Source organism: Enterobacter sp. HK169, assembly GCF_001719105.1.
Classification (GTDB): Bacteria; Pseudomonadota; Gammaproteobacteria; order Enterobacterales; family Enterobacteriaceae; genus Enterobacter; species Enterobacter asburiae_B.
The window spans coordinates 2,003,486-2,030,479 of the sequence record NZ_CP017087.1 but is presented as its reverse complement, the minus strand read 5'-3'; the positions used below and the strand labels follow the sequence as shown (position 1 = coordinate 2,030,479).

The 26,994-nt window shown below is 57.9% G+C and carries 28 protein-coding genes; 21 read left to right on the top strand and 7 right to left on the bottom strand.

The annotated features are described in order from the left end of the window. Positions 1-78 precede the first annotated feature (78 nt). From cysJ to cysH, 3 genes are read left to right on the top strand one after another with little or no spacing between them, the layout of a single operon-like run. Entirely contained in the window at positions 79-1,884 is a 1,806-nt protein-coding gene (gene cysJ, locus EnteroDNA1_RS09595) for an NADPH-dependent assimilatory sulfite reductase flavoprotein subunit (RefSeq protein WP_033146415.1), read from the top strand. Then, positions 1,884-3,596, top strand: coding sequence for an assimilatory sulfite reductase (NADPH) hemoprotein subunit (cysI, locus tag EnteroDNA1_RS09590; RefSeq protein WP_023309000.1), 1,713 nt, complete (start codon positions 1,884-1,886; stop codon positions 3,594-3,596). Before cysJ ends, cysI begins: the two co-directional genes overlap by 1 nt. A gap of 15 nt (positions 3,597-3,611) precedes the next feature. Then, positions 3,612-4,346, top strand: coding sequence for a phosphoadenosine phosphosulfate reductase (gene cysH, locus EnteroDNA1_RS09585; RefSeq protein ID WP_069303249.1), 735 nt, complete (start codon positions 3,612-3,614; stop codon positions 4,344-4,346). 71 nt (positions 4,347-4,417) lie between these two features. On the opposite strand, the gene EnteroDNA1_RS09580 is transcribed toward cysH, so the two are convergent. Next, the gene (locus EnteroDNA1_RS09580) at positions 4,418-5,461 is read right to left on the bottom strand and encodes an aminopeptidase (protein ID WP_069303248.1); all 1,044 of its coding nucleotides are present in this window, start codon (positions 5,459-5,461) and stop codon (positions 4,418-4,420) included. A 237-nt stretch (positions 5,462-5,698) separates the two neighbouring features. Between EnteroDNA1_RS09580 and cysG the strand changes: the two genes are divergently transcribed. The 13 genes from cysG to rpoS all read left to right on the top strand — a co-directional run bounded on the left by cysG (position 5,699) and on the right by rpoS (position 16,787). Next, the gene (gene cysG / locus EnteroDNA1_RS09575) at positions 5,699-7,057 is read left to right on the top strand and encodes a siroheme synthase CysG (RefSeq protein WP_069303247.1); all 1,359 of its coding nucleotides are present in this window, start codon (positions 5,699-5,701) and stop codon (positions 7,055-7,057) included. A 9-nt stretch (positions 7,058-7,066) separates the two neighbouring features. Next, on the top strand, positions 7,067-7,975 hold the full coding sequence (cysD, locus tag EnteroDNA1_RS09570) for a sulfate adenylyltransferase subunit CysD (RefSeq protein WP_010434549.1): 909 nt from the start codon (positions 7,067-7,069) through the stop codon (positions 7,973-7,975). A 9-nt stretch (positions 7,976-7,984) separates the two neighbouring features. Beyond that, on the top strand, positions 7,985-9,409 hold the full coding sequence (gene cysN, locus EnteroDNA1_RS09565; protein ID WP_023308996.1) for a sulfate adenylyltransferase subunit CysN: 1,425 nt from the start codon (positions 7,985-7,987) through the stop codon (positions 9,407-9,409). Beyond that, on the top strand, positions 9,409-10,014 hold the full coding sequence (gene cysC, locus EnteroDNA1_RS09560; protein WP_010434543.1) for an adenylyl-sulfate kinase: 606 nt from the start codon (positions 9,409-9,411) through the stop codon (positions 10,012-10,014). The genes cysN and cysC overlap by 1 nt, the downstream gene beginning before the upstream one ends. A gap of 58 nt (positions 10,015-10,072) precedes the next feature. Then, positions 10,073-10,399: a DUF3561 family protein gene (locus EnteroDNA1_RS09555; RefSeq protein WP_008499610.1), complete on the top strand. Its 327-nt coding sequence runs from the start codon at positions 10,073-10,075 to the stop codon at positions 10,397-10,399. A 166-nt stretch (positions 10,400-10,565) separates the two neighbouring features. After that, positions 10,566-10,877, top strand: a complete 312-nt coding sequence (ftsB, locus tag EnteroDNA1_RS09550; RefSeq protein WP_008499609.1) for a cell division protein FtsB — start codon at positions 10,566-10,568, stop codon at positions 10,875-10,877. 19 nt (positions 10,878-10,896) lie between these two features. Further along, complete coding sequence (ispD, locus tag EnteroDNA1_RS09545; protein ID WP_069303246.1) at positions 10,897-11,607, top strand: 2-C-methyl-D-erythritol 4-phosphate cytidylyltransferase; 711 nt, start codon at positions 10,897-10,899, stop codon at positions 11,605-11,607. Continuing rightward, a complete protein-coding gene (gene ispF / locus EnteroDNA1_RS09540) occupies positions 11,607-12,086 on the top strand; it encodes a 2-C-methyl-D-erythritol 2,4-cyclodiphosphate synthase (protein WP_029741541.1) in 480 nt (159 codons plus the stop codon). Before ispD ends, ispF begins: the two co-directional genes overlap by 1 nt. Further along, positions 12,083-13,132 (top strand): tRNA pseudouridine(13) synthase TruD, encoded by a 1,050-nt coding sequence (truD, locus tag EnteroDNA1_RS09535; RefSeq protein ID WP_069303245.1) that lies wholly within the window; start codon positions 12,083-12,085, stop codon positions 13,130-13,132. The genes ispF and truD overlap by 4 nt, the downstream gene beginning before the upstream one ends. Continuing rightward, positions 13,113-13,874, top strand: coding sequence for a 5'/3'-nucleotidase SurE (gene surE, locus EnteroDNA1_RS09530; protein ID WP_069303244.1), 762 nt, complete (start codon positions 13,113-13,115; stop codon positions 13,872-13,874). The genes truD and surE overlap by 20 nt, the downstream gene beginning before the upstream one ends. Next, positions 13,868-14,494, top strand: coding sequence for a protein-L-isoaspartate(D-aspartate) O-methyltransferase (locus tag EnteroDNA1_RS09525; protein ID WP_023333224.1), 627 nt, complete (start codon positions 13,868-13,870; stop codon positions 14,492-14,494). The genes surE and EnteroDNA1_RS09525 overlap by 7 nt, the downstream gene beginning before the upstream one ends. Before the next feature lie 116 nt (positions 14,495-14,610). Beyond that, complete coding sequence (gene nlpD, locus EnteroDNA1_RS09520; protein WP_033146405.1) at positions 14,611-15,735, top strand: murein hydrolase activator NlpD; 1,125 nt, start codon at positions 14,611-14,613, stop codon at positions 15,733-15,735. A 59-nt stretch (positions 15,736-15,794) separates the two neighbouring features. After that, the gene (gene rpoS / locus EnteroDNA1_RS09515) at positions 15,795-16,787 is read left to right on the top strand and encodes an RNA polymerase sigma factor RpoS (RefSeq protein WP_008499600.1); all 993 of its coding nucleotides are present in this window, start codon (positions 15,795-15,797) and stop codon (positions 16,785-16,787) included. 52 nt (positions 16,788-16,839) lie between these two features. Here the strand turns inward: rpoS and EnteroDNA1_RS09510 are convergent, their stop codons facing one another. Beyond that, the gene (locus EnteroDNA1_RS09510; protein WP_069303243.1) at positions 16,840-17,217 is read right to left on the bottom strand and encodes a DUF4440 domain-containing protein; all 378 of its coding nucleotides are present in this window, start codon (positions 17,215-17,217) and stop codon (positions 16,840-16,842) included. After that, complete coding sequence (locus tag EnteroDNA1_RS09505; protein WP_069303242.1) at positions 17,214-18,416, bottom strand: MFS transporter; 1,203 nt, start codon at positions 18,414-18,416, stop codon at positions 17,214-17,216. The genes EnteroDNA1_RS09510 and EnteroDNA1_RS09505 overlap by 4 nt, the downstream gene beginning before the upstream one ends. Positions 18,417-18,524: 108 nt before the next feature. Between EnteroDNA1_RS09505 and EnteroDNA1_RS09500 the strand changes: the two genes are divergently transcribed. After that, positions 18,525-19,412 carry a LysR family transcriptional regulator gene (locus EnteroDNA1_RS09500; RefSeq protein WP_064673568.1) on the top strand — a complete coding sequence of 296 codons (888 nt, stop codon included), beginning with the start codon at positions 18,525-18,527 and terminating at the stop codon, positions 19,410-19,412. Here the strand turns inward: EnteroDNA1_RS09500 and EnteroDNA1_RS09495 are convergent. Beyond that, entirely contained in the window at positions 19,409-19,816 is a 408-nt protein-coding gene (locus EnteroDNA1_RS09495) for a MarR family winged helix-turn-helix transcriptional regulator (RefSeq protein WP_023308984.1), read from the bottom strand. The two genes, EnteroDNA1_RS09500 and EnteroDNA1_RS09495, sit on opposite strands and share 4 nt — an antisense overlap. 172 nt (positions 19,817-19,988) lie before the next feature. On the opposite strand from EnteroDNA1_RS09495, the gene EnteroDNA1_RS09490 reads away from it, so the two are divergent. From EnteroDNA1_RS09490 to EnteroDNA1_RS09480, 3 genes are read left to right on the top strand one after another with little or no spacing between them, the layout of a single operon-like run. Continuing rightward, positions 19,989-20,591: a non-oxidative hydroxyarylic acid decarboxylases subunit B gene (locus EnteroDNA1_RS09490; protein ID WP_069303241.1), complete on the top strand. Its 603-nt coding sequence runs from the start codon at positions 19,989-19,991 to the stop codon at positions 20,589-20,591. Continuing rightward, complete coding sequence (locus EnteroDNA1_RS09485; RefSeq protein WP_069303240.1) at positions 20,581-22,008, top strand: non-oxidative hydroxyarylic acid decarboxylases subunit C; 1,428 nt, start codon at positions 20,581-20,583, stop codon at positions 22,006-22,008. The genes EnteroDNA1_RS09490 and EnteroDNA1_RS09485 overlap by 11 nt, the downstream gene beginning before the upstream one ends. Positions 22,009-22,018: 10 nt before the next feature. After that, positions 22,019-22,240 carry a non-oxidative hydroxyarylic acid decarboxylases subunit D gene (locus tag EnteroDNA1_RS09480; RefSeq protein WP_033146398.1) on the top strand — a complete coding sequence of 74 codons (222 nt, stop codon included), beginning with the start codon at positions 22,019-22,021 and terminating at the stop codon, positions 22,238-22,240. Between the two features lie 92 nt (positions 22,241-22,332). Here EnteroDNA1_RS09480 and mutS read toward each other — a convergent pair whose 3' ends face one another. Further along, positions 22,333-24,894 carry a DNA mismatch repair protein MutS gene (gene mutS, locus EnteroDNA1_RS09475; RefSeq protein WP_069303239.1) on the bottom strand — a complete coding sequence of 854 codons (2,562 nt, stop codon included), beginning with the start codon at positions 24,892-24,894 and terminating at the stop codon, positions 22,333-22,335. A gap of 113 nt (positions 24,895-25,007) precedes the next feature. Next, positions 25,008-25,238, bottom strand: coding sequence for a SymE family type I addiction module toxin (locus EnteroDNA1_RS09470; protein WP_023333217.1), 231 nt, complete (start codon positions 25,236-25,238; stop codon positions 25,008-25,010). A gap of 175 nt (positions 25,239-25,413) precedes the next feature. On the opposite strand from EnteroDNA1_RS09470, the gene EnteroDNA1_RS09465 reads away from it, so the two are divergent. Beyond that, entirely contained in the window at positions 25,414-25,758 is a 345-nt protein-coding gene (locus EnteroDNA1_RS09465; protein WP_048979264.1) for a nitrous oxide-stimulated promoter family protein, read from the top strand. A gap of 5 nt (positions 25,759-25,763) precedes the next feature. Here EnteroDNA1_RS09465 and EnteroDNA1_RS09460 read toward each other — a convergent pair whose 3' ends face one another. Continuing rightward, complete coding sequence (locus tag EnteroDNA1_RS09460; RefSeq protein ID WP_064673522.1) at positions 25,764-26,984, bottom strand: MDR family MFS transporter; 1,221 nt, start codon at positions 26,982-26,984, stop codon at positions 25,764-25,766. Positions 26,985-26,994: the final 10 nt, after the last annotated feature.

Genomic DNA, 26,994 nt, shown 5'->3' with positions numbered 1-26,994 from the left:
TTATCCTCGCCGTTAACCTTATCTTCAGTTTGGATTTATTCGCTTAAAGTCCGCTTGGCTACTGGAACATAACGACGCATGACAACACAGGCCCCACCTTCAAATTTGCTTCCCCTGAACCCGGAGCAACTGGCGCGCCTTCAGGCTGCCACCTCTGATTTTTCTCCCACTCAGCTTGCCTGGGTCTCCGGTTATTTCTGGGGAATGCTCAATCAGCAGCCTGGCGCTGTGGCGGGTGCACCGGTAACGGCCGTTGAAATTCCGGCCATTACCCTGATTTCCGCCTCGCAGACGGGCAATGCGCGCCGCGTGGCCGAAGCGCTGCGTGACGACCTGCTGGCCGCCAAACTGAACGTGAACCTGGTCAACGCCGGGGATTATAAATTTAAGCAAATCGCGTCAGAAAAACTGCTGGTGGTGGTCGCCTCTACGCAGGGTGAAGGTGAACCTGCTGAAGAAGCGGTGGCGCTGCACAAGTTCCTGTTCTCGAAAAAAGCGCCGAAGCTGGATGCCACGGCGTTTGCCGTATTTGGCCTTGGCGATACCTCGTATGAATTCTTCTGCCAGTCCGGTAAAGACTTCGACAGCAGGCTGGCGGAGCTGGGCGCGGAGCGCCTGCTGGACCGCGTTGACGCGGATGTTGAATACCAGACCGCCGCCGCCGAATGGCGTGCGCGCATCGTTGAGGTGCTGAAAGCGCGCGTGCCGAAAGAGACGTCGGCGCAGGCCGCGTTCACCGCGACGGGTGCCGTCAACGACATCCACACCAGCCCGTACACCAAAGAGGCGCCGCTGACGGCGAGCCTGTCGGTGAACCAGAAAATCACCGGCCGCGATTCGGAAAAAGACGTGCGCCATATCGAGATCGATCTCGGCGACTCTGGCCTGCGCTATCAGCCGGGCGACGCGCTGGGTATCTGGTATCAAAACGATCCGGCGCTGGTGAAAGAGCTGGTTGAGCTGCTGTGGCTGAAGGGTGACGAGCCCGTCACCGTTGACGGCAAAACCCAGCCGCTTGCAGAGGCGCTGCAGTGGCATTTCGAGCTGACGGTGAACACCCCGAATATCGTCGAAAATTATGCCACCTTAACGCGCAGCGAATCCCTGCTGCCGCTGGTGGGCGACAAGGCGAAGCTGCAGCATTACGCCGCGACGACGCCAATTGTCGATATGGTGCGTTTCTCTCCGGCTCAGTTGGATGCGGATGCGCTGATCGGCCTGCTGCGACCGCTGACGCCGCGCCTGTACTCCATCGCCTCTTCGCAGGCCGAAGTGGAGAGTGAAGTGCATATTACCGTCGGCGTGGTGCGCTACGACATCGAAGGCCGCGCCCGTGCGGGTGGGGCATCAAGCTTCCTGGCGGATCGCGTGGAAGAAGAGGGCGAAGTGCGCGTCTTTATTGAGCACAACGACAACTTCCGCCTGCCGGCGAACCCGGAAACGCCGGTCATCATGATTGGCCCAGGCACCGGCATTGCGCCGTTCCGCGCCTTCATGCAGCAGCGCGCGGCAGATGAAGCGCCGGGTAAAAACTGGCTGTTCTTCGGCAACCCGCACTTTACCGAGGATTTCCTCTACCAGGTTGAGTGGCAGCGCTATGTGAAAGAAGGCGTACTGACCCGCATCGATCTGGCCTGGTCCCGCGACCAGAAAGAAAAAGTATACGTACAAGATAAACTGCGCGAACAGGGCGCAGAGCTGTGGCGCTGGATCAATGACGGTGCCCACATTTATGTCTGCGGCGACGCCAATCGCATGGCGAAAGACGTTGAGCAGGCACTGCTGGAAGTGATTGCCGAATTCGGCGGTATGGATGCCGAAACGGCGGATGAATTTTTAAGTGAGCTGCGCGTTGAGCGCCGTTATCAGCGAGATGTCTACTAATGAGCGAAAAACATCCAGGGCCACTGGTGGTCGAAGGTAAACTGACAGACGCCGAGCGCATGAAGCTGGAAAGCAACTATCTGCGCGGCACCATTGCTGAAGATCTGAATGACGGTCTCACCGGCGGCTTCAAAGGCGACAACTTCCTGCTGATCCGCTTCCACGGCATGTACCAGCAGGACGATCGCGACATCCGCGCCGAGCGTGCCGAACAGAAGCTGGAGCCGCGTCATGCGATGCTGCTGCGCTGCCGTCTGCCGGGCGGGGTGATCACCACCAAACAGTGGCAGGCCATCGACAAGTTTGCTGGTGAAAACACGATTTATGGCAGCATCCGCCTGACCAACCGTCAGACATTCCAGTTCCACGGCATTCTGAAGAAGAACGTCAAGCCGGTGCATCAGATGCTGCACTCGGTCGGGCTGGACGCGCTGGCGACCGCCAACGACATGAACCGTAACGTGCTTTGCACCTCGAACCCGTATGAGTCCGAGCTGCACGCCGAAGCCTATGAGTGGGCGAAGAAGATCTCTGAGCACCTGCTGCCGCGCACCCGCGCCTATGCGGAGATTTGGCTCGATCAGGAAAAAGTCGCGACCACGGACGAAGAACCGATCCTTGGCCAGACCTATCTGCCGCGTAAGTTTAAAACCACGGTCGTGATCCCACCGCAGAACGATATCGATCTGCACGCCAACGACATGAACTTCGTGGCGATTGCCGAAAACGGCAAGCTGATTGGCTTTAACCTGCTGGTGGGCGGCGGCCTGTCCATTGAGCACGGTAATAAGAAAACCTACGCCCGCACCGCGAGCGAGTTCGGCTTCCTGCCGCTGGAGCACACGCTGGCCGTGGCGGAAGCGGTAGTGACCACGCAGCGCGACTGGGGCAACCGTACCGACCGTAAAAACGCGAAAACCAAATACACCCTGGAGCGCGTGGGCGTTGAGACGTTCAAAGAGGAAGTGGAGCGTCGTGCGGGCATCAAATTTGAGCCGATCCGCCCTTACGAATTCACCGGTCGCGGCGATCGCATTGGCTGGGTGAAAGGTATCGATAATAAATGGCACCTGACGCTGTTTATCGAAAACGGCCGTATTCTGGACTATCCGGGCCGTCCGCTGAAAACCGGTCTGCTGGAAATTGCTAAGATCCATAAAGGCGAATTCCGCATTACCGCTAACCAGAATCTCATTATTGCCGGCGTGCCGGAGAGCCAGAAGGCGAAGATCGAGAAGCTGGCGCGCGACCACGGATTAATGGATGCGGTTAAGCCGCAGCGTGAAAACTCGATGGCCTGCGTGTCGTTCCCGACCTGTCCGCTGGCGATGGCCGAAGCGGAACGTTTCCTGCCGTCATTCACTGACAAAGTGGAAGCGATTCTGGAAAAACACGGCATTCCGGACGAGCATATTGTTATGCGCGTCACCGGCTGCCCGAACGGCTGCGGCCGCGCGATGCTGGCCGAACTGGGTCTGGTGGGGAAAGCGCCGGGGCGCTATAACCTGCACCTGGGCGGTAACCGTATCGGCACGCGCATTCCGCGTATGTTCCGCGAGAACATTACCGAGCCGGAAATCCTTGATTCCATCGACGAGCTTGTCGGGCGCTGGGCGAAAGAGCGCGAAGCGGGTGAAGGCTTCGGCGACTTTACGGTGCGTGCGGGCATCATTCGCCCGGTGCTCGATCCCGCAAGGGATTTCTGGGAGTAACCACGAGAGGTAATTATGTCCGTACTCGATCTAAACGCCCTTAACGATCTGCCTAAAGTCGAACGCATTCTGGCGCTGGCAGAAACCAATGCCCACCTTGAAAAGCTGGATGCCGAAGGGCGCGTGGCGTGGGCGCTGGAAAACCTGCCGGGAGACTATGTGCTCTCGTCGAGCTTTGGTATTCAGGCGGCGGTCAGCCTGCATCTGGTGAATCAGATCCGTCCGGACATTCCGGTGATCCTCACCGATACCGGCTACCTGTTTCCTGAAACCTACCAGTTTATTGACGAGCTGACGGACAAGCTCAAGCTGAACCTCAAAGTGTACCGCGCGACGGAAAGTGCGGCCTGGCAGGAGGCGCGCTACGGTAAGCTGTGGGAGCAGGGCGTTGAGGGCATTGAGAAATACAATGAGATCAACAAAGTCGAGCCGATGAACCGGGCGCTGAAAGAGCTCAATGCGCAGACGTGGTTTGCGGGGCTACGCCGCGAGCAGTCCGGCAGCCGTGCAACCTTACCGGTGCTGGCGGTCCAGCGCGGGGTATTTAAAGTGCTGCCGATTATCGACTGGGATAACAGGACGGTGTATCAGTATCTGCAAAAACACGGGCTGAAGTACCATCCGCTGTGGGACCAGGGCTATCTGTCAGTGGGCGACATCCACACCACGCGCAAATGGGAACCGGGAATGGCGGAGGAAGAGACACGATTCTTTGGGCTGAAGCGCGAGTGCGGGCTGCACGAAGGGTAATCCTTTATCCTCCCTCTCCCTGTGGGAGAGGGTTGGGGTGAGGGCATCAGGCCGCCCTATGCTTAACGACCTCAGGCTTTCCCCGCTTTCGCCAGCTCCTTCACCAGCGGCAGCATGACCTTCACCACATCACGACTGCGGTGCTCAATCCGCTGCGGCAGCGCGCTGTCAATGTGCAGCTGATTATCCAGCATCACGTTGTGCCAGCTTGTCCCGTCCGGGAAGGCTTTCGATTTAGCGCGTTGCTGATAGCCATCTTTCTTGCCCAATGCCCAGTTTGTCGCTTCCACGTACAGCACCGGAATGCCCGCCTTATCGAAGACTTCCCCGTCGTTGCAGCAGCCTGTTCCGCGTGGGAAAGCAGGATTCCCGCCCGGATTGGTCGTGGCATAAACGCCATGGCTGCGGGCAATCGCCAGCGCCCGGTCGCGCGTCAGTTTCCGCACGGGTCCCGGCGTACTCTGCCCACTGTTGAAATAAAGCTTATCGCCGACGATCAGGTTATCGAGGTTGATCACCAGCAGCGTATTTTTCTTCTCCTCAGCGCTCATGCGTTTAAGGAGATTCTCAGCGCCGAGTTTGCCCTCTTCTTCACCGCTGGTAGCCACGAAACGAATGCCATACTGGGTTGGAATATCTTTCATCCGCTCGGCCAGTTCGAGCATCACGCCCAGGCCCGCCGCGTTGTCGTCCATGCCCTGCAGCGTCAGCCCGCCGAGGTTGTTATCCGTATCGGCATCGCTCATCGGGGCGTAGGTATCAAGGTGCGCCATAATAATAATCTGTTCAGCCGCGCGACCTTCATGCGCCGCGATAACCGTACTGCCGGTCACGTTATGCCAGTTTTTCGTTTTATTTCGTGAGGTATAGACGTAGCGGCTGTGAAACGACCGGATATCGCTCTGGTAGCCCATCCCGGCAAACTGCTGGCGAAGATAGTCCGCGGAGAGCATCTCTGCAGGCGAGCCGGTCATGCGGCCTGGAAAGACGGTGGCAATATGCCGCGCCTGCATAGTGGCGATTTCACCATAAGGTTGGTTTTTTGCCTGGGCAGGAAGAATAAAGCAAACGCCGAGCGCCAGGGCAGCAATACGGTGGCGCGTTGCGGAAAACATAGTGAGTCCTTAAAAACTGAGCAAAATAATAACCCGCCTAGTATGAAACTGTGATCGTCCATACACAATTTGAATTGGTCTTAAATGCCCGAAATTTCGCGTGTTAAGCACTTTTTGGTATTAGCTTTTTCACGGCGTTATTCCATTGAGTAACTACTCATTCCAATTCGTAATTTCATTCGGTCTAAGCCGCCCCCTATAGTCCCTTTATTCCTCGTTGTTAGTGAGTTGTTGCTTGTGGACTATCTGCCCTTATTTGCCGCGATAAAAGAGAAGCCGGTGCTGGTTGTTGGCACGGGTGAAATTGCCGATCGCAAAATCGCGTTTCTGCAACGCGCAGGGGCGCAGGTGCGGGTAGTGGCAGAAGCGGATTTTGACGAATCACAAATCGACAGCGTCGTGCTGGTGATTGCGGCGACCGAAGATCGCGACCTGAACCGGCGGATTTCCGACGCCGCTCAGGCCCGTTACCGCCTGGTGAACGTGGTGGACGACCAGCCGTTATGTTCGTTCATCTTCCCGTCGATCGTTGACCGTTCTCCGCTGCTGGTGGCGATCTCCTCCGGCGGTACCGCACCGGTGCTGGCGCGCGTGCTGCGTGAAAAAATCGAAGCGCTGCTGCCGACCAGCCTCGGGCGCATGGCGGAAAAAGCCAGCTACTGGCGCAACCACCTGAAAATGCGCCTGACCAGCGTAACGGAACGCCGTCGCTTCTGGGAGCGCGTGTTTCGCGGCCGCTTTGCCAGCCTGATGCATGCCGGTAATGAGACGGCAGCGCAGAAAATTCTCGAGGACGAACTGGATAACCCCGGCAGCACGGGCGGGGAGATCATTCTGGTGGGGGCTGGGCCGGGCGATGCCGGGCTTCTGACGCTGCGCGGCCTGCAGGTGCTGCAGGACGCTGACGTGGTGTTCTACGACCATCTGGTCACCGACGGCGTGCGCGAGCTGATCCGTCGCGACGCGGAGCAAATCTGCGTCGGCAAACGGGCTGGCGAGCACTCGGTGCCGCAGCACGACACCAACCAGATGCTGGTTGACGCCGCCAAAGCGGGTAAAACCGTGGTGCGCCTGAAAGGGGGCGATCCGTTCATTTTTGGTCGCGGCGGCGAAGAACTGCAGGCGGCAGCCGAAGCGGGCATACCCTTCCAGGTGGTGCCCGGCATCACGGCGGCCTCTGCGGTAACGGCCTACGCCGGTATCCCGTTGACCCACCGCGATTACGCCCAGAGCGTGACCTTTGTGACCGGCCACTACAAGGCCGACAGCACGCCGTTCGACTGGTCGCATCTCGCCCAGAGCCGCCAGACGCTGGCGATATACATGGGCACGATGAAGGCCGCGGACATCAGCGAACAGCTTATTCAGCACGGTCGCGAGGCGACGACGCCCGTTGCCGTTATTTCTCGCGGCACGCGCGTCGATCAGCACGTTGCGACGGGCACGCTGGAACATCTTGCAACCCTGGCGAAAGACGCCCCGATGCCCGCCCTGATCGTGGTGGGTGAAGTGGTGCAGCTGCACAGCGCGCTCGCCTGGTTCCAACACACAACCGATACAGAAGGCTTTGGTTCTTCTGTCGTAAATTTGGCTTAAGGAACGGTTATGGACCAAAAACGTCTTACACACCTGCGGCAGCTCGAAGCGGAGAGTATCCATATTATCCGCGAAGTGGCCGCCGAGTTTTCTAACCCGGTGATGATGTACTCCATCGGTAAAGATTCCAGCGTCATGCTGCATCTGGCGCGTAAAGCGTTTTATCCGGGCACGCTGCCGTTCCCGCTGCTGCACGTGGATACCGGCTGGAAATTCCGCGAAATGTACGAGTTCCGCGACCGTACCGCGAAAGCCTACGGCTGCGAGCTGCTGGTGCATAAAAACCCGGAAGGGGTGGCGATGGGCATTAACCCGTTCGTGCACGGCAGCGCCAAGCACACCGATATCATGAAAACCGAAGGGCTTAAGCAGGCGCTGAACAAATACGGTTTTGACGCGGCCTTCGGCGGCGCGCGCCGTGACGAGGAGAAATCCCGCGCCAAAGAGCGTATCTACTCCTTCCGCGACCGCTTCCACCGCTGGGATCCGAAAAACCAGCGTCCGGAGCTGTGGCACAACTACAACGGCCAGATCAACAAAGGCGAAAGCATTCGCGTCTTCCCGCTCTCCAACTGGACCGAGCTGGATATCTGGCAGTACATCTATCTGGAAAACATTGAAATCGTTCCGCTGTATCTGGCCGCCGAGCGCCCGGTGCTGGAGCGCGACGGCATGCTGATGATGATCGACGACGATCGCATCGACCTGCAGCCGGGCGAAGTGATCAAACAACAGATGGTGCGCTTCCGTACCCTCGGCTGCTGGCCGCTGACCGGGGCGGTGGAATCCAGCGCGCAGACGCTGCCGGAGATCATCGAAGAGATGCTGGTGTCCACCACCAGCGAGCGACAGGGGCGCGTGATTGACCGCGACCAGGCAGGCTCCATGGAGCTGAAGAAACGTCAGGGTTATTTCTAAGGAGCCGCCATGAACACCACTATTGCTCAACAAATTGCCAACGAAGGCGGCGTGGAAGCGTATCTGCACGCGCAACAACACAAAAGCCTGCTGCGTTTTCTGACCTGCGGCAGCGTGGATGACGGGAAAAGTACCCTGATTGGCCGCCTGCTGCACGATACGCGCCAGATTTACGAAGATCAGCTCTCTTCCCTGCATAACGACAGTAAACGTCACGGCACCCAGGGTGAAAAACTCGACCTGGCGCTGCTGGTGGACGGCCTGCAGGCGGAGCGCGAGCAGGGCATCACCATCGACGTGGCCTACCGCTACTTCTCTACCGAGAAGCGCAAATTTATTATCGCCGACACCCCGGGGCACGAGCAGTACACCCGCAACATGGCGACCGGCGCGTCTACCTGCGACCTGGCGATCCTGCTGATGGACGCGCGTAAAGGCGTGCTGGATCAGACCCGTCGCCACAGCTTTATCTCGACGCTGCTGGGGATCAAACACCTGGTGGTGGCGGTCAACAAGATGGATCTGGTCAACTTCAGCGAAGAGAAGTTCGAGGAGATCCGCCAGAGCTATCTGACCTTTGCCGAACAGCTGCCGGGCAACCTGGATATTCGCTTTGTACCGCTCTCGGCGCTGGAAGGGGATAACGTCGCCTCCCAGAGCGCGAACATGCCGTGGTACAGCGGTCCGACGCTGCTGGAAGTGCTGGAAACCGTTGAAATTCAGCGCGTGGTCGATACCCAGCCGATGCGCTTCCCGGTGCAGTACGTGAACCGTCCAAACCTCGATTTCCGCGGCTTCTCAGGCACCCTCGCGTCAGGCTCCGTGAAGGTAGGTCAGCGCGTCAAGGTGCTGCCATCCGGCGTGGAATCGACTATCGCCCGCATCGTCACCTTCGACGGTGACCTGCAGGAAGCGGGCGCCGGTGAAGCCGTAACGCTGGTGCTGAAAGACGAAATTGATATCAGCCGGGGCGACCTGCTGGTTGACGCGCAGGAAACGCTGGCGGCAGTGCAGGGGGCTTCCGTGGACGTGGTGTGGATGGCCGAACAGCCGCTGACCGCTGGCCAGAGCTATGACATCAAAATTGCCGGCAAGAAAACCCGCGCCCGCGTGGACGGTATTCAGTTCCAGGTGGATATCAACAACCTGACCCAGCGTGACGTCACCGAGCTGCCGCTGAACGGCATTGGTCTGGTCGATCTGACCTTCGACGAACCGCTGGTGCTGGATCCGTATCAGCAGAATCCGGTCACGGGAGGTCTTATCTTTATCGACAGGCTGACCAACGTTACCGTCGGGGCCGGTATGGTTCGCGAACCGATTAAACAGGCTGCCGCGACGTCTGAATTCAGCGCCTTCGAGCTGGAACTGAACGCGCTGGTGCGTAAACACTTCCCGCACTGGGGTGCACGCGATCTGCTGGGAGGCAAGTAATGGCCGCCCATGATGAGAACGTCGTCTGGCATCCTCATCCGGTCACCGTCGCCCAGCGCGAACAGCTCCACGGTCATCGTGGGGTTGTGCTGTGGTTTACCGGGCTGTCCGGCTCGGGTAAATCGACGGTGGCCGGCGCGCTGGAAGAGGCGTTGCATCAGCAGGGCGTAAGCACGTACCTGCTGGATGGCGACAACGTGCGTCACGGCCTGTGCAGCGATTTAGGGTTTAGCGACGATGACCGCAAAGAGAACATCCGCCGGGTGGGCGAAGTCGCCAGCCTGATGGCTGACGCCGGGCTGGTGGTGCTGACCGCGTTTATCTCTCCGCACCGCGCCGAGCGCCAGATGGTGCGCGAACGCGTGGGCCAGGATCGCTTTATCGAGGTGTTTGTCGATACGCCGCTGGAGATTTGCGAAGCGCGCGACCCGAAAGGGCTGTACAAGAAAGCGCGTGCCGGAGAACTGCGCAACTTCACCGGAATTGACGCGGTATACGAAGCGCCTGAATCGCCTGAAATTCACCTGGAAGGTCAACAATTGGTAACAAATTTAGTAAGCCAATTATTAGACCTGCTCAGACGGGACGATATTATCAGATCCTGAGGCGGTATCGTTCGGGAGCTGTCTTCCCGAACGATCAGTCACGGTCACAGGATTAGCTATGCGCAACAGTGAACATTACATCACCACCACCGGGTCGGAGCCGCTAGCGACCGACGACGAAACGACCTGGTCATTTCCTGGGGCCATCATTGGCTTCGTCTCATGGCTGCTGGCGCTTGGCATTCCGTTTCTCATCTACGGCGGCAACACGCTGTTCTTCTTTCTCTACACCTGGCCTTTCTTTCTGGCGTTGATGCCCGTGGCGGTTGTCGTCGGCATTGCGCTGCACTCGCTGCTCAACGGTAAGCTCCTGTACAGCACCGTGGTCACGATTGTGACGGTGGTTCTCATGTTTGGTCTGTTATTTTTGTGGCTCATGGGCTAACTTCAGCCATAATTCAAACCGTAACCAACTGTGTAACGATATTGAGCAGGACGATTCTGCGGAAAAAATGTGGTACATTTGCCCGCGATGTTGCGGCATCTCTGTTACCCCGGCGTAGTGCTCTGGGGAAGTCTTGGGATGATGATGCCGTTTTTCAGGGGGCAGGATGGGTAAACTAACGCTGCTGTTGCTGGCTTTGCTAATCTGGCTGCAATATTCGCTGTGGTTCGGTAAGAACGGACTGCACGACTATAGCCGGGTGAGCGATGACGTCGCGGCTCAGCAGGCAACAAACGCCAAACTTAAGGCGCGAAACGATCAACTCTTTGCTGAAATTGATGACCTCAATGGCGGGCAAGAGGCGATTGAGGAACGCGCACGCAATGAACTCAGTATGACTAAGCCGGGCGAAACCTTTTATCGTCTGGTTCCGGATGCGTCTAAACGCAATCAGGGCTCAGCACAAAACAATCGATAATCAGGCCCAGGATTACGACATGGCAGTAACTTTTTCGGACGTATGCGCCGTGGTGCCGGCCGCAGGTTTTGGCCGGCGCATGCAGACAGAATGTCCCAAGCAGTACCTCTCTATTGGCGATAAAACGATCCTCGAGCACGCCGTGGCGGCGCTGCTGGCGCACCCGCGGGTGACGCGTGTGATCATCGCTATCAGCCCTGGCGATGCGCGCTTCGCGCAGCTGCCGCTGGCAAATCATCCACAGATTACCGTCGTTGACGGTGGCGCCGAGCGCGCCGATTCCGTGCTGGCGGGCATTCAGGCCGCCGGAAACGCGTCGTGGGTGCTGGTGCATGACGCGGCGCGTCCTTGCCTGCATCAGGACGATCTTGCGCGCCTGCTGGCGCTGAGCGAAACAAGCAAGGTTGGCGGGATTCTGGCCGCACCGGTGCGCGACACCATGAAGCGCGCCGAGCCGGGCAAACAGGCTATCGCCCACACCGTCGACCGCGTCGATTTATGGCACGCGCTGACGCCACAATTTTTCCCCCGCGAATTACTCCACGACTGCCTAACGCGTGCGCTTAAAGAAGGCGCGACCATCACGGACGAAGCCTCTGCGCTGGAATATTGCGGTTTCCACCCTGAGCTTGTTGAAGGACGCGCTGATAATATAAAAGTGACGCGTCCGGAAGATTTACAGCTCGCGGAATTTTATCTTACCCGTTCGACCCATCAGGAGAAGGCATAATGCGAATTGGACACGGTTTTGATGTACACGCCTTTGGCGGAGAAGGCCCAATTATCATTGGCGGCGTGCGCATTCCCTATGAAAAAGGGCTGCTGGCGCATTCTGATGGCGACGTTGCACTGCATGCGCTGACCGACGCGCTGTTGGGCGCTGCCGCGCTGGGTGATATCGGCAAGCTGTTCCCGGACACCGACCCGGCATTTAAAGGCGCGGACAGCCGCGAACTGCTGCGCGAAGCATGGCGCCGCATCCAGGCGAAAGGCTACACCCTCGGCAACGTCGACGTGACGATTATTGCTCAGGCCCCGAAAATGCTGCCGCATATTCCGCAGATGCGCGTGTTTATTGCAGAAGATCTGGGCTGCCATATGGACGACGTGAACGTCAAAGCGACGACGACCGAGAAGCTGGGCTTTACCGGGCGTGGCGAAGGAATTGCCTGTGAAGCCGTGGCGCTGCTGCTGAAGGCGAGCAAATGACAGACTTCGACAACCTGACATACCTGCACGGTAAACCGCAGGGGAACGGGGTGCTGAAAGCCAGCCCGGAAGATTTCCTCGTGGTGGAGGATCTGGGCTTTGAGCCGGATGGCGAAGGCGAACATATCCTGGTGCGTATTCTGAAAAATGGCTGCAATACCCGCTTTGTGGCCGACGCGCTGGCAAAATTCCTCAAAATTCATGCCCGCGAAGTGAGCTTTGCCGGACAGAAAGATAAACACGCCGTCACGGAACAGTGGCTCTGCGCGCGCGTTCCCGGCAATACGATGCCTGATTTAAGCAAATTTGAGCTTGAAGGCTGTAAGGTACTGGAATTCGCCCGCCACAAGCGCAAACTGCGTCTGGGGGCGTTGAAGGGGAACGACTTTACGCTGGTGCTGCGTGAAGTGTCTCACCGCGAAGACGTTGAAAAACGTCTGAACGCTATCAGTGAACGCGGTGTACCGAACTACTTTGGCGCGCAGCGCTTTGGCATTGGCGGCAGCAACCTGCAGGGTGCGCTGCGCTGGGCGCAAAGCGATGCCCCGGTGCGCGACAGGAATAAACGCAGTTTTTGGTTGTCGGCGGCCCGCAGCGCGTTGTTTAATCGGATTGTGAGCGAAAGGCTGAAAAAACCGGACGCGAATCAAGTTGTTGTTGGCGATGCGCTACAATTAGCGGGACGCGGAAGCTGGTTTGTGGCAACGGCCGAAGAAATGGCCGATGTGCAGTCGCGCGTGGACGCAAAAGCGCTGATGATTACCGCCGCGCTGCCCGGTACGGGCGACTGGGGAACGCAGGGCGACGCGCTGGCTGCCGAGCAGTTAGCCGTAGCGGATGCGCCAGAATTGCAATCCTTGCTGGTGCGGGAAAAAGTCGAGGCGGCACGCCGCGCGATGCTGCTCTACCCGCAGCAGTTAAGCTGGAACTGGTGGGATGACGTGACCGTCGAGTTACGCTTCTGGCTACCGGCAGGTAGCTTTGCCACCAGTGTTGTCAGGGAACTTATCAACACCTCGGGTGATTATGCGAATATTGCTGAGTAACGATGACGGTATCCACGCGCCAGGCATTCAGACCCTGGCGAAACACCTCCGCGAATTCGCGGACGTGCAGGTCGTGGCGCCCGATCGTAACCGCAGTGGAGCGTCTAACTCACTGACGCTGGAGTCGTCGCTTCGCACCTTTACCTTTGAAAATGGCGATATTGCCGTGCAGATGGGCACGCCAACCGACTGCGTTTTTCTGGGCGTGAACGCGCTGATGCGGCCGCGTCCGGATATCGTTGTTTCCGGCATTAACGCCGGTCCTAACCTCGGCGATGACGTGATTTACTCCGGCACCGTGGCGGCCGCAATGGAAGGGCGCCATCTGGGGTTCCCGGCGCTGGCGGTCTCGTTAAACGGCCACACGCACTACGACACCGCCGCCGCGGTGACCTGTTCGATCCTGCGGGCGCTCGGCCGCGAGCCGTTGCGTACCGGGCGCATCCTCAACATCAACGTGCCGGATCTTCCTCTCGATGAAATTAAAGGCATTCGCGTCACCCGTTGCGGAAGCCGACATCCTGCCGATCAGGTGATCCCGCAGCAGGATCCTCGCGGCAACACGCTTTACTGGATTGGCCCTCCCGGCGATAAGTGCGATGCGGGTCCGGATACCGACTTTGCCGCCGTGGAGGAAGGCTATGTTTCGGTTACCCCGCTGCACGTAGATTTAACCGCGTATAGCGCGCATGATGTGGTATCGAGCTGGCTGGAACGCGCAGGAGTGAACGCGCAATGGTAAACAAACGTGTACAAACTCTTCTGGAACAACTCCGCGCGCAGGGGATCCGCGACGAGCACGTGCTTGAAGCGCTTGCTCAGGTTCCGCGTGAGAAATTTGTAGATGAGGCGTTTGAACACAAAGCGTGGGAAAACGTGGCGCTGCCCATCGGACAGGGCCAGACGATTTCGCAGCCTTACATGGTGGCGCGCATGACGGAGCTGCTGGAGCTGACGCCTGACTCCCGCGTGCTGGAGATTGGCACCGGGTCGGGGTATCAGACCGCGATCCTGGCGCATCTGGTTCATCATGTATGCTCCGTTGAGCGGATTAAAGGTTTACAGTGGCAGGCGCGTCGTCGCCTGAAACAACTTGATTTACATAATGTTTCGACACGACACGGTGATGGATGGCAGGGTTGGAAGGCGCGCGCGCCGTTTGACGCGATCATCGTGACGGCGGCCCCGCCTGAAATTCCTGCGGCCCTGTTGTCGCAGCTGGATGAGGGGGGCATTCTTGTTCTGCCCGTCGGGGACGAGCAGCAGCTTTTGAAGCGCGTTCGTCGGCGCGGCGGCGAGTTTATTATCGACACCGTGGAAGCCGTGCGCTTTGTGCCTCTGGTAAAGGGGGAGTTGGCCTGAGACTCGGAATTATCCAGGGTTATTAAGGCAAATTCAGCGTATGGTGTGGCGCGAAAGATTCGTGCCATCACGGTAAATTTTAAGTCACTGGTAGTTAACACATTCCTGGGGGATAAATGAGCGCGGGAAGCCCTAAATTCACCATCAGCCGTGTTGCGGCATTATCACTGGTTTCGCTCTGGCTGGCAGGCTGTACAAGTTCTAATAACGCGCCTGCGCCCGTCAGTTCTGTCGGCGGAAACAGCGGCTCGGGTAACACGTCCGGCGGAATGTTGATCACTCCTCCGCCTAAAATGGGTACCTCTACGGCGCAACAAAATCCGCCAATCCAGCCGGTTCAGCGTCCAATGACGCAGCCGACGCAGATTCAGCCAGTGGAACAGCCTGTTCAGACCCAGAATGGCCGCATAGTCTATAACCGTCAGTATGGGAACATTCCGAAAGGCAGCTATACCGGTGGCAGCACCTATACCGTGAAACGCGGGGATACGCTGTTCTACATTGCGTGGATTACCGGGAACGATTTCCGTGACCTCGCGCAGCGCAATAACGTCCAGGCCCCATACGGTCTGGAAGTCGGGCAAACGCTCCAGGTTGGCAACGCGACGGGCACGCCGCTTACGCCTGGCAACACCGTTTCAGCGGCCGATGTGACGGCTCAAAATAACAGCGTTAAGCCTGCACAAAAATCCACCACGGTGGTTGCTTCACAACCTGTAATTACGTATTCTGAGGATTCAGGTGATCAGACTGCTAACAAAATGTTGCCGAATAATAAAGGGACTGCGACTGTTGTCACAGCACCGGTGACGGCACCTGTGGTTAGCTCTACTGAACCGACTGCCAGCAGTATGACCTCCAGTTCGCCAATCTCTGCATGGCGCTGGCCAACTGACGGCAAGGTTATCGAGAACTTCTCTTCCTCCGAGGGGGGAAATAAAGGGATCGATATCGCAGGGAGTAAAGGACAGGCTATCATCGCGACCGCAGACGGGCGCGTTGTGTATGCCGGTAACGCTCTGCGCGGTTACGGTAATCTTATTATCATCAAACATAACGATGATTACCTGAGTGCCTACGCCCATAACGACACAATGCTGGTCCGGGAACAACAAGAAGTTAAGGCGGGGCAAAAAATCGCTACCATGGGTAGCACCGGAACCAGTTCTACACGCTTGCATTTTGAAATTCGTTACAAGGGGAAATCCGTAAACCCGCTGCAGTACTTGCCGCAGCGATAATTTGACGGGGCATGCCAGCCAGGGTGTCTCGTTCAGGGATCACGGGTAGGAGCCACCTTATGAGTCAGAATACGCTGAAAGTTCATGATTTAAATGAAGACGCGGAATTTGATGAGAACGGAGTAGAGGCTTTTGACGAAAAAGCCTTAGTAGAAGAGGAACCCAGTGATAACGATTTGGCTGAAGAAGAGCTGTTATCGCAGGGCGCCACACAGCGTGTACTGGACGCGACTCAGCTTTACCTTGGGGAGATTGGTTACTCCCCACTGTTAACGGCCGAAGAAGAAGTCTATTTCGCACGTCGTGCTTTGCGTGGTGATGTAGCCTCGCGTCGTCGCATGATTGAAAGTAACCTGCGACTGGTCGTGAAAATTGCCCGCCGTTACGGCAATCGTGGTCTGGCTCTGCTGGATCTGATTGAAGAGGGCAACTTAGGTCTCATCCGCGCAGTTGAGAAGTTTGACCCGGAACGCGGGTTCCGTTTCTCAACCTACGCGACCTGGTGGATTCGCCAGACCATCGAACGGGCTATTATGAACCAGACCCGTACGATCCGCCTGCCGATTCACATCGTCAAAGAGTTGAACGTTTATCTGCGTACCGCACGCGAGTTGTCCCATAAACTGGACCACGAGCCAAGCGCAGAAGAGATTGCTGAGCAACTCGATAAACCGGTTGATGACGTAAGCCGTATGCTGCGTCTCAACGAGCGCATTACCTCCGTTGACACCCCGCTGGGTGGCGACTCCGAAAAAGCGCTGCTGGACATCCTGGCCGATGAAAAAGACAACGGTCCGGAAGACACCACGCAGGACGATGACATGAAGCAGAGCATCGTCAAATGGCTGTTCGAACTGAACGCCAAACAGCGTGAAGTGCTGGCACGTCGTTTCGGTTTACTGGGGTATGAAGCTGCGACACTGGAAGACGTCGGCCGTGAAATTGGCCTGACCCGTGAACGTGTTCGTCAGATTCAGGTTGAAGGTCTGCGCCGCCTGCGTGAAATCCTGCAGGGGCAAGGTCTGAATATCGAAGCGCTGTTCCGCGAATAAGCAACCTTTCGTCAAAAAAGGCCCGTCGTGAGACGGGCCTTTTTCTTTTGCGCTACGGCTTAGCCGTTTCGTGCAGCAGACGCCACACTATCCGATCGCCTTCCTGATTGAGCACCGCGGTTGACCAGCGCACGTTGACGGGCAGGTCCGGCCGGGTTTGCGTCTCCCGGTAGTGGAGCACCGCGCCACGATCCCAGCGCTGGATCGTGGATAATTCGTCAATGACGATCTTCAGTTCTGGGCGGCTTCCGCGCTGGTTTTCCAGAAAACTGATCAGACCGGCATAGTCGATATGAGCGCCGCCCGGCGGGATCATCAGAAAATCTGGACGGAAGCGGGCGAGCAGGGCGTCGGAATCACCTTCACCTTTGCCTAACCAGTCTTCGAGCGCAATGTGGAGGTCGATAATGTCGTGTTCGAAAGGCGTCATGAATTCTCCTGTCGCAGCTGGGTGAGCACCTGCGTATTGTTAAGACGAAAAACGTACAGTACAGGCAGCAAGGTCATGCCTGCGGCAAAAATAAACATCCCGTGCCAGGCGGCGAGCGGTGGCAGCCTGGCCTGCGCCAGGTTCAGCGCCTGCGCCAGCAGCAGGGCTCCGGCAAAAAAGCTCAGCTGACGATTAAGATTCCACAGCGCGCTGGCATCCGGCATCTCTTCCCGGCGGGTCGTCAGAAAAGCGCTGCTCTGAGCCGTACTGCTGCACAGGCTTCCCCCCGCACCCATCAGGGTAAACGCAGCGGCAGGCAGCAGCGTAGCCGAACTGACGTTAATCAAAAGCAGAATACCCGTCGCCTGCAGCAGGCAGCCGATGACGATCAGCGGTCGGGGGCCGATACGGTTAAAATAGCGTCCCGTTGCCGTGATGGCGATAAACGATGCCGCGGACCACGGCAGCATGAGCATCCCCGTTGCGGCTGGGCTCATGTTCGCCACGTGCTGAAGATAAAACATGCCCGTGACGTTCACCCCAATAAACATGCCGGGTACGCAGATATAAACAAGCATGGAAAAACGCAAAAGCGGGTCCGCGAGCAACGACAGGTTTAGCAGTCTGGCCGCTTTCATCGCGGGCATTTCGTGTTTAAGCCACAGGCAGGCCAAAACAAAGGTCACGATAGCGACCGGTAGCGTGGCGAAAAATATCCATCGCCAGCTGAGCGTCTGCACCAGCAGTCCTCCGATAGCAGGAGAGCAGGCCGGGGCAAGCAACGCCACCAGCATCACCGCCGAGGAGAGTCGGGCCCGCTCGTGAGGCTTAAACTGTTGCCAGGTCAGCGCCTGTCCGACGGGGATCAGTAAGCCCCCTCCCACGCCCTGGAGTACTCGCCAGGCGATCAGACTTTCAAGCGTTGCAGACAGGCCCGCCGCAGCGGAGGCTGCGCTGAACAGAAAAAGCGAGAGCAGGATGACTCGCTTTGGCCCGATGCGGCGCGTGAGCACGCTGCTAAACGGGATCACCAGCGTCAGGCCGGCAATGTACCCGTTACTGACCCAGGCAAGGGCTGAAGGCGTGGTGTTAAAGGCGTGAGCCATTGCCGGGAAGGCGACGCTGGCAATGAACATGTTGATCAAATCAAGAAAAAAGCCCAGCAGGTAAACAACGGCGACTTTGCTGCGATACGTCATGGTGGATCCTCCGGTGAGGTGGCGTATCGTATCGATCCGGGAAGAACGGATAAACCTGACAAAGCGCGATATACTGTCAAAAAAATTTTGACAGTAAAGGGCGTGATGATGATTAACCTGCAGCGAGCGCAGATGTTTGTCGCGGTGGCCGATACCGGCAGTTTCACTGCCGCAGCCGAGGCAATGGGGCTGACAAAAGCCGTGGTCAGCTTCAATATTCGTCAGCTAGAAGATGAGCTGGGCGTTACGCTGCTGCTGCGCTCCACCCGCCGCCTGACGTTAACCGAGGCGGGCGCGCTCTTTCATCAACGCAGCGTGGCGCTTCTGAAGGATGCGGAACGGCTGCAGGATGATGTCCGCGCGAATCATGCGGGGCTCACTGGCGAACTGCGGATCACGACGACGCCCGAGTATGGCTCACAGGTGGTGGTACCGCTGCTGGCCAGGTTTAGCCAGCAACACCCGGATCTTCGCGTGCGGCATGTTTCGTCCTCCCTGCACGCCGACCTTATCTCGGAGCGCTTTGACGTAGCTATCCGGCTGGGAACGCTTGCCGATTCGCGCAACCACGCCGCGCTGATTTCACACTTCTCCATTCTCCCCGTTGCGACGCCCGGGTGGCTCGTTAACCATCCGATCGAAACGCTTGCGCACCTTGCCAACGCCGACTGGATTATTCACGAGCGCCTGGCCTCGCCGCTGCGCTGGCAGGTGAAGGATGCCAGCGGCGCGCCTGAAACGCTGGAAATAAAAAAAGCGCCGCGCCTGTTTGCCGACAGCGCACAGGCTCTTATGGCCTTTGCACTCGCGGGCGGAGGTGTGGCGTTACTGCCGGAATGGCTGGTGCGCGATGCGCTTGATGCGGGAAAACTGGTCCCGGTTTTACCGGGATATACCTTTGCACAGCAGGGCATCTATGCGGTTTATCCCGATGCCCGGCATGTGTCAGCGAAAGTGCGCACCTTTATTGATTTTATGCGCACCAGCGTGAATTAATCGTGCATCATCTTTTTGATGAGCGCGGAGAACTGCTCCCGCTCGGCCTTGTTAAGACGTCCTAAAAACGCCTCATCCACCTCGTTGCCAACCGGTTTACAGCCTGCAAGCAGGGCTTCTCCTTCCGGCGTCAGGAAGACAAACCGGCGGCGCTTATCGGCCGGATCGTGCTCGCGTTTGACCAGCCCGCGCGCCTCCATGCGGCTGAGCATCTCCGCCAGGGTCGCTTTCGTGCTGACCGCCACTTCGGTCAACGCCACCTGTTCAATACCCGGATGCTCGGCAATAGAGCGCATCACCGCATACTGTGGCTTGGTCAGTTCCGGTAAGGCATGTTGCCACTGCGCGGTATGCTGTTGAAAAAGCTGACGTAACAGGTGGAACGCCTCTTGTCTTAGTTCCATGAACACTCCGACGGAAAAAATCTCTCCCCTATGATAGCCGCTATTGCTCTCAATTTTAACGCGGCATCTTTTAGCCATTCGTGTGATCGTATGCGAACGATCTTGTCAGGTAAACGATCCTGGAGTAGCTTATTTATAATGTTCGTACACGAACAAAATATTGAGGTGATGAATGAGATTGGTAGTGGGAATGACGGGGGCAACGGGTGCACCGCTGGGCGTGGCGCTGCTGCAGGCGCTGCGGGAAATGCCGGAGGTGGAGACGCATCTGGTGATGTCTAAGTGGGCAAAAACCACCATTGAGCTGGAAACGCCCTACACCGCGCAGGACGTTGCTGCCCTGGCTGACGTTGTCCACAGTCCGGCTGACCAGGCCGCCACCATCTCCTCTGGCTCGTTTCGTACCGACGGCATGATCGTCATTCCCTGCAGCATGAAAACGCTCGCGGGGATCCGCGCGGGCTACGCCGAAGGGCTGGTGGGACGCGCGGCTGACGTGGTGCTAAAAGAGGGGCGCAAGCTGGTGCTGGTTCCGCGTGAAACACCGCTCAGCACCATTCATCTTGAGAACATGCTCGCACTTTCCCGCATGGGCGTGGCGATGGTGCCGCCCATGCCTGCGTATTACAACCACCCACAAACCGCAGATGACATTACCCAGCACATCGTGACCCGCGTGCTCGATCAGTTCGGGCTGGAGCATAAAAAGGCGCGCCGCTGGAACGGGCTGCGGGAGGCGAAACATTTTTCACAGGAGAATAAAGATGGCATTTGATGATTTGAGAAGCTTCCTGCAGGCGCTCGATGAGCAAGGGCAGCTGCTGAAAATTGAGGAAGAGGTTAACGCCGAGCCCGATCTTGCGGCGGCAGCCAACGCGACCGGCCGCATTGGCGACGGCGCGCCCGCGCTGTGGTTCGACAACATTCTTGGCTTTACCGATGCCCGCGTGGTGATGAACACCATCGGCTCCTGGCAGAACCACGCCATTTCGATGGGGCTGCCTGCGAACACTCCGGTAAAAAAACAGATCGACGAATTTATCCGCCGCTGGGATAAATTCCCCGTCACGCCGGAGCGTCGCGCCAACCCGGCCTGGGCGCAGAATACGGTGGACGGTGAAGACATTAACCTGTTCGATATCCTGCCGCTGTTTCGTCTGAACGACGGTGACGGCGGTTTTTATCTCGATAAAGCGTGCGTTGTCTCGCGCGATCCGCTCGACCCGGACAACTTCGGCAAGCAGAACGTCGGGATCTACCGTATGGAAGTGAAGGGCAAGCGCAAGCTCGGCCTGCAGCCTGTTCCGATGCACGATATCGCCCTGCATCTGCACAAGGCGGAAGAGCGCGGTAAAGACCTGCCGATTGCGATTACGCTGGGCAACGACCCGATCATCACCCTGATGGGCGCCACGCCGCTGAAATACGATCAGTCCGAGTATGAAATGGCCGGCGCGCTGCGTGAAAGCCCGTACCCGATTGCCACCGCGCCGCTGACCGGCTTCGATGTGCCGTGGGGGTCTGAAGTGATCCTGGAAGGGGTGATTGAAGGCCGCAAGCGTGAAATCGAGGGGCCATTCGGCGAGTTTACCGGGCACTATTCCGGTGGCCGTAACATGACGGTGGTCCGTATCGACAAAGTCTCTTACCGCACCAGGCCGATTTTCGAATCCCTTTACCTCGGCATGCCGTGGACCGAGATTGACTATCTGATGGGACCGGCCACCTGCGTGCCGCTCTACCAGCAGCTGAAAGCGGAATTCCCGGAAGTGCAGGCGGTGAACGCGATGTACACCCATGGTCTGCTGGCGATTATCTCCACCAAAAAACGCTACGGCGGTTTTGCCCGCGCGGTGGGTTTACGCGCCATGACCACGCCGCACGGTCTGGGCTACGTGAAGATGGTAATTATGGTGGATGAGGATGTCGATCCGTTCAACCTCCCGCAGGTGATGTGGGCGCTGTCGTCGAAAGTGAACCCGGCAGGGGATCTGGTGCAACTGCCGAACATGTCGGTCCTTGAACTCGATCCTGGCTCCAGCCCGGCGGGCATTACCGACAAACTGATTATCGATGCCACCACGCCTGTCGCGCCGGACACCCGGGGTCACTACAGCCAGCCGGTACAGGATCTGCCTGAAACCAAAGCCTGGGCTGAAAAACTGACCGCGATGCTGGCAGCACGTCAATAAGGAGGAAAAGATGATTTGTCCACGTTGTGCCGATGAGCATATTGAAGTGATGGCGACGTCGCCGGTAAAAGGGGTCTGGACCGTTTACCAGTGCCAGCATTGTTTGTATACCTGGCGTAATACTGAACCGCTGCGCCGTACCAGCCGCGAGCATTACCCGGAAGCGTTCCGCATGACGCAGAAGGATATTGACGAGGCGCCGCAGGTGCCGACGATCCCGCCGCTGCTGTAAAAAAAAGCCCGGTGGCGCTGCGCTTACCGGGCCTACGGTTTTGTAGGTCGGGTAAGGCGAAGCCGCCACCCGACAAAACAGACCGCAGAAAACTAAACCAGACTCTTCAACCTGTAAATCCACTCCAGCGCCTGACGCGGCGTCAGTGAATCCGGGTCGAGGTTTTCCAGCGCTTCCACCGCAGGCGACGTCTCTTCCGCAGGCACCAACAGCGACATCTGCGTACCATCAATCTGCGTCGCCGCAGCATTCGGTGACAGGCTTTCCAGTTCACGCAGTTTCTGACGCGCGCGCTTGATCACCTCTTTCGGCACACCTGCCAGCGCCGCGACGGCCAGGCCATAGCTCTTGCTCGCCGCGCCATCCTGCACCGTGTGCATGAAGGCAATGGTATCGCCGTGCTCCAGCGCATCCAGATGAACGTTCGCAACCCCTTCCATTTTCTCCGGCAGCTGCGTCAGTTCGAAATAGTGGGTGGCAAACAGCGTCATGGCCTTGATTTTATTCGCAAGGCTTTCCGCACAGGCCCATGCCAGCGACAGACCGTCATAGGTTGACGTTCCGCGCCCGACCTCGTCCATCAGCACCAGGCTGTGCTCCGTCGCGTTATGCAGAATGTTTGCCGTTTCGGTCATCTCGACCATGAAGGTTGAGCGACCGCTCGCCAGATCGTCCGCTGCCCCGACGCGGGTAAAGATACGGTCGATGGGGCCAATCTCCACGTTTTGCGCCGGGACGTAGCTGCCGATATACGCAAGCAGCGCAATCAGCGCCGTCTGACGCATATAGGTACTCTTACCGCCCATGTTCGGACCGGTAATGATCAACATTCTTCTCTGCGGTGACAGGCTCAGCGGGTTGGCGATGAACGGTTCGTTCAGCACCTGTTCTACCACCGGGTGACGGCCTTCGGTTATGCGAATGCCGGGCTTGTCGGTAAAGGTTGGGCAGGTGTAGTTCAGCGTTTCAGCGCGTTCTGCCAGATTGACCAGCACGTCCAGCTCCGCCAGCGCGCTGGCGCTCTGCTGCAGGTCGCCCAGGTGCGGCATCAGCATGTCGAACAGCTCTTCATACAGCTGTTTTTCCAGGGCCAGCGCCTTGCCTTTCGAGGTGAGGACTTTGTCTTCGTACTCTTTCAGTTCAGGAATGATATAGCGTTCGGCGTTTTTCAACGTCTGGCGACGCACGTAGTGAATCGGCGCCAGGTGGCTCTGCCCGCGGCTAATCTGAATGTAGTAACCGTGTACCGCGTTATACCCCACTTTCAGGGTGTCGAGCCCAAGACGCTCGCGCTCGCGGATTTCCAGCTTATCGAGGTAGTCCGTCGCACCGTCGGCCAGCGCGCGCCATTCGTCCAGCTCCTCGTTGTAGCCTGGGGCAATCACGCCGCCATCACGCACCAGAACCGGAGGCGCATCGATAACGGCGCGCTCCAGCAGTTCGCGAAGCTCGGTAAATTCGCCCATGGTTTCGCGGAGTTTCTGTACCGGCGCGCTGTCAACGTCACTCAGCTGCGCGCGCAGTTCCGGCAGCTGCTGGAAAGCATGACGCATCCGCGCGAGATCGCGTGGTCGTGCTGTTCGCAGTGCCAGACGCGCAAGGATACGCTCCAGATCGCCCACCTGGCGCAGAACCGGCTGCAGTTCGGTATAGCGATCCTGCAACGCGGCAATCGTCTGCTGACGGCAAACCAGCGTCTCGGTATCGCGGATCGGCATATGCAGCCAGCGTTTCAGCATGCGGCTGCCCATTGGCGTTACCGTACTGTCGAGGACCGACGCGAGCGTATTTTCTACGCCACCCGCCAGGTTCTGCGTGATCTCCAGGTTACGGCGCGTGGCGGCATCCATTATGATGCTGTCCTGTTGGCGCTCCATGGTGATAGAGCGGATATGCGGCAGTGCGGTGCGCTGGGTATCTTTCACGTACTGCAGGAGACAACCGGCCGCACATAGCCCGCGCGGGGCGTTTTCAACGCCAAAGCCAATCAGATCGCGGGTGCCAAACTGCAGATTCAGCTGCTGGCGCGCGGTATCAATTTCGAATTCCCACAGCGGACGACGGCGCAACCCGCGACGACCTTCAATCAGCGCCATTTCGGCGAAATCTTCGGCATAGAGCAATTCTGCCGGGTTGGTGCGCTGCAGTTCGGCGGCCATCGTTTCACGGTCAGCCGGTTCACTCAGACGAAAACGTCCGGAGCTAATATCCAGCGTCGCGTAGCCAAACCCTTTACCGTCCTGCCACAGCGCTGCCAGCAGGTTATCCTGGCGCTCCTGCAACAGGGCTTCATCACTGATGGTGCCAGGCGTGACGATGCGCACGACTTTGCGTTCCACCGGGCCTTTTGAGGTCGCCGGATCGCCGATCTGTTCGCATATGGCAACGGACTCGCCCTGATTCACCAGCTTCGCCAGGTAGTTTTCTACCGCGTGGTGCGGGATACCTGCCATAGGAATGGGCTCGCCTGCCGATGCGCCACGTTTGGTCAGCGAGATCTCGAGCAGCTGCGATGCACGCTTAGCATCGTCATAAAACAGCTCGTAAAAATCGCCCATACGGTAAAACAGCAGGATTTCCGGATGCTGTGCTTTCAGCTTCAGATACTGCTGCATCATCGGCGTATGTGCGTCGAAATTGTCGATTGTGCTCATGGAGTTATGATGTCCATTTCTTTGAAAATAAACCGTTTTGATGGGCTCAATGGCCGTTTGTTCCTTCTATTGTCGCATGAAAAAAAGGTCCGGCGCAGAAAAATGTCGTGGCTTTACGAGGCATCTTCCGCCATTAATTCGATGACAATTTTTCCATGCTCCACGCCCACCCTGACTCGGGAATGGGTCGTAAACCCCGCCTTTTCAAGCCAGTCACCTTTCAAGCTCAGCGCCGCATGCACGCTGTAGCGCTTCGGTATCTTGGTATTGCGGTCTTCATGGCGCTTTCTAAAATATCCCACTTTCAAATGGCGATAGGGTTTGCCGATCGTGAGCTCTTGCATAGGGTCTCCAGACAACACGGACAAAGGTCATTTCTGATGCCTGTATAAAATACCAGTGATTGTTCGCCGGTGCAGGACTAAAACTGGAATCAGCCTTCAGGAAACGAAATGCAACCGCTGAAATCCAGCGTTGAAAGGTGTATTATTGATGCACTTTATTATTCGGTAATCCGCTATGTCCGGTAAACGCATCTCACGAGAAAAAGAGACCATCGCGAAAATGATCGCGTTGTATGAAAAGCAGTGCCCGCAGGCCTCTCAGGAGGAAGGGTATTATCAGGCGCTCAACGCGTATGCCGATAAGCGCCTGGATAAATGCGTTTTCGGTGAGGAAAAGCCGGCCTGCAAGCAGTGCCCCGTACACTGCTACCAGCCTGCCAGACGTGAAGAGATGAAGCAGGTTATGCGCTGGGCAGGCCCGCGTATGTTATGGCGTCATCCTATTCTTACCGTTCGCCATCTGATGGATGACCGCCGTCCCGTGCCGGAACTGCCGGAGAAGTACCGTCCGAAAAAGTGATCGGTTCAGCGTCTCAGCGGACGGCAAATCACCTTCAGGGCCAGCGCGCTGCAGAGCGGGAAGAGGGCCAGCAGCAGCCAGGGATACATCGCCTGCGTAGAGGGCACCAGCGCGCGGTCCAGCAGGCTGCCAAACACCAGGTTTCCCGCCAGTACCGCTATGCCTCCGGCGGTGGCGAGTGCGCCGTAGTGCGCGCCAAGCGTGGATTCCTCCGCAAACCGAGGGATCAGATCTTTAGCCGATGGCACCAGCAGCATTTGCCCCAGCGTCAACAGCGTCACAAAACAGACAGAAGGCAGTAAGCGCAGCCAGCCTTCCGGCGGCGTCATCGGGGCAAACGTCGCCACGCTCGCAAAGGCGGCTGACAGCAGCAAAAATCCCACCGGCAGAATTCTCACCGCGCCCACGCGACGGGCGAAGCGGGCCAGCGGCAGCTGTAAGGTGATGATCAGAACGGAGGCCAGCATAAAAAGCGGGCCGAGATCTTTCTCGTTACCGCCAGAACGCTGGATTTCCACCGGCAGCGCCAGATAAAGCTGGTTATAGCTTAACAGCCATGAACTGTAGGCAATGATAAAGGCGACAAAGCGCGGCTGACGGAACGTTGTCCACCAGGGCTGTATTTTCAGCGTCTGTGAACGGTGGCCAGCAGCAGGCAGACAAAAGAAGAGCACCACTAGCGCAATGATAAAGACGCCAGCTCCCGCCAGCGCCACCTGACGAAAGCCGAGGCCGGTGAGCAGGGCGCCAGCAACCGGGCCCAGTACCGCGCCGAGCTCTCCGCAGACGGCAAAGAGCGCAAACCACTCCGCGCGGCTTCGTTTGCCTTTTGCCTCGCTGTGAGTGCCTGCTTTTGCCAGCAGTGCCTCAATCGAGGGGGAGAATAATGCGCCGCCAACGCCCGTCAGACACGCGCCCAGAATAATCGGCCACAGGGATTCCCCGAAGGCCAGCAGCAGATAGCCTGAAACACGAACAATACAGCCGCTCAGGATAATCACTTTCGCGCCAAACCGATCCGATAGCGCACCGCCAACGATAAACATCCCCTGTTGCGAGAAGGTACGCAGGCCCAGGATCAGCCCGATCAGTCCGCCGGAGAGCAGCATGTCGTCGCGCAGGAATATCGCCAGGAAGGGAACGACGGCGTAAAAGCCAATGTTGAAAACAAACTGGCTACCCAGTAAGACGGGCGGCCAGAGCGCGGCGGCAGGGCGAAGGGGCATCGTCGTTCAC

Coding starts and splice junctions, on each gene's coding strand:
- EnteroDNA1_RS09485 (WP_069303240.1), top strand. CDS start 20,581: ATGGCATTTGATGATTTGAGAAGCTTCCTGCAGGCGCTCGATGAGCAA.
- cysJ (WP_033146415.1), top strand. CDS start 79: ATGACAACACAGGCCCCACCTTCAAATTTGCTTCCCCTGAACCCGGAG.
- EnteroDNA1_RS09465 (WP_048979264.1), top strand. CDS start 25,414: ATGTCCGGTAAACGCATCTCACGAGAAAAAGAGACCATCGCGAAAATG.
- EnteroDNA1_RS09470 (WP_023333217.1), bottom strand. CDS start 25,238: ATGCAAGAGCTCACGATCGGCAAACCCTATCGCCATTTGAAAGTGGGA.
- surE (WP_069303244.1), top strand. CDS start 13,113: ATGCGAATATTGCTGAGTAACGATGACGGTATCCACGCGCCAGGCATT.
- cysN (WP_023308996.1), top strand. CDS start 7,985: ATGAACACCACTATTGCTCAACAAATTGCCAACGAAGGCGGCGTGGAA.
- ispD (WP_069303246.1), top strand. CDS start 10,897: ATGGCAGTAACTTTTTCGGACGTATGCGCCGTGGTGCCGGCCGCAGGT.
- nlpD (WP_033146405.1), top strand. CDS start 14,611: ATGAGCGCGGGAAGCCCTAAATTCACCATCAGCCGTGTTGCGGCATTA.
- EnteroDNA1_RS09495 (WP_023308984.1), bottom strand. CDS start 19,816: ATGGAACTAAGACAAGAGGCGTTCCACCTGTTACGTCAGCTTTTTCAA.
- ispF (WP_029741541.1), top strand. CDS start 11,607: ATGCGAATTGGACACGGTTTTGATGTACACGCCTTTGGCGGAGAAGGC.
- cysH (WP_069303249.1), top strand. CDS start 3,612: ATGTCCGTACTCGATCTAAACGCCCTTAACGATCTGCCTAAAGTCGAA.
- EnteroDNA1_RS09460 (WP_064673522.1), bottom strand. CDS start 26,984: ATGCCCCTTCGCCCTGCCGCCGCGCTCTGGCCGCCCGTCTTACTGGGT.
- rpoS (WP_008499600.1), top strand. CDS start 15,795: ATGAGTCAGAATACGCTGAAAGTTCATGATTTAAATGAAGACGCGGAA.
- ftsB (WP_008499609.1), top strand. CDS start 10,566: ATGGGTAAACTAACGCTGCTGTTGCTGGCTTTGCTAATCTGGCTGCAA.
- EnteroDNA1_RS09555 (WP_008499610.1), top strand. CDS start 10,073: ATGCGCAACAGTGAACATTACATCACCACCACCGGGTCGGAGCCGCTA.
- EnteroDNA1_RS09510 (WP_069303243.1), bottom strand. CDS start 17,217: ATGACGCCTTTCGAACACGACATTATCGACCTCCACATTGCGCTCGAA.
- EnteroDNA1_RS09505 (WP_069303242.1), bottom strand. CDS start 18,416: ATGACGTATCGCAGCAAAGTCGCCGTTGTTTACCTGCTGGGCTTTTTT.
- EnteroDNA1_RS09500 (WP_064673568.1), top strand. CDS start 18,525: ATGATTAACCTGCAGCGAGCGCAGATGTTTGTCGCGGTGGCCGATACC.
- EnteroDNA1_RS09490 (WP_069303241.1), top strand. CDS start 19,989: ATGAGATTGGTAGTGGGAATGACGGGGGCAACGGGTGCACCGCTGGGC.
- cysD (WP_010434549.1), top strand. CDS start 7,067: ATGGACCAAAAACGTCTTACACACCTGCGGCAGCTCGAAGCGGAGAGT.
- cysI (WP_023309000.1), top strand. CDS start 1,884: ATGAGCGAAAAACATCCAGGGCCACTGGTGGTCGAAGGTAAACTGACA.
- EnteroDNA1_RS09525 (WP_023333224.1), top strand. CDS start 13,868: ATGGTAAACAAACGTGTACAAACTCTTCTGGAACAACTCCGCGCGCAG.
- mutS (WP_069303239.1), bottom strand. CDS start 24,894: ATGAGCACAATCGACAATTTCGACGCACATACGCCGATGATGCAGCAG.
- EnteroDNA1_RS09480 (WP_033146398.1), top strand. CDS start 22,019: ATGATTTGTCCACGTTGTGCCGATGAGCATATTGAAGTGATGGCGACG.
- cysC (WP_010434543.1), top strand. CDS start 9,409: ATGGCCGCCCATGATGAGAACGTCGTCTGGCATCCTCATCCGGTCACC.
- truD (WP_069303245.1), top strand. CDS start 12,083: ATGACAGACTTCGACAACCTGACATACCTGCACGGTAAACCGCAGGGG.
- EnteroDNA1_RS09580 (WP_069303248.1), bottom strand. CDS start 5,461: ATGTTTTCCGCAACGCGCCACCGTATTGCTGCCCTGGCGCTCGGCGTT.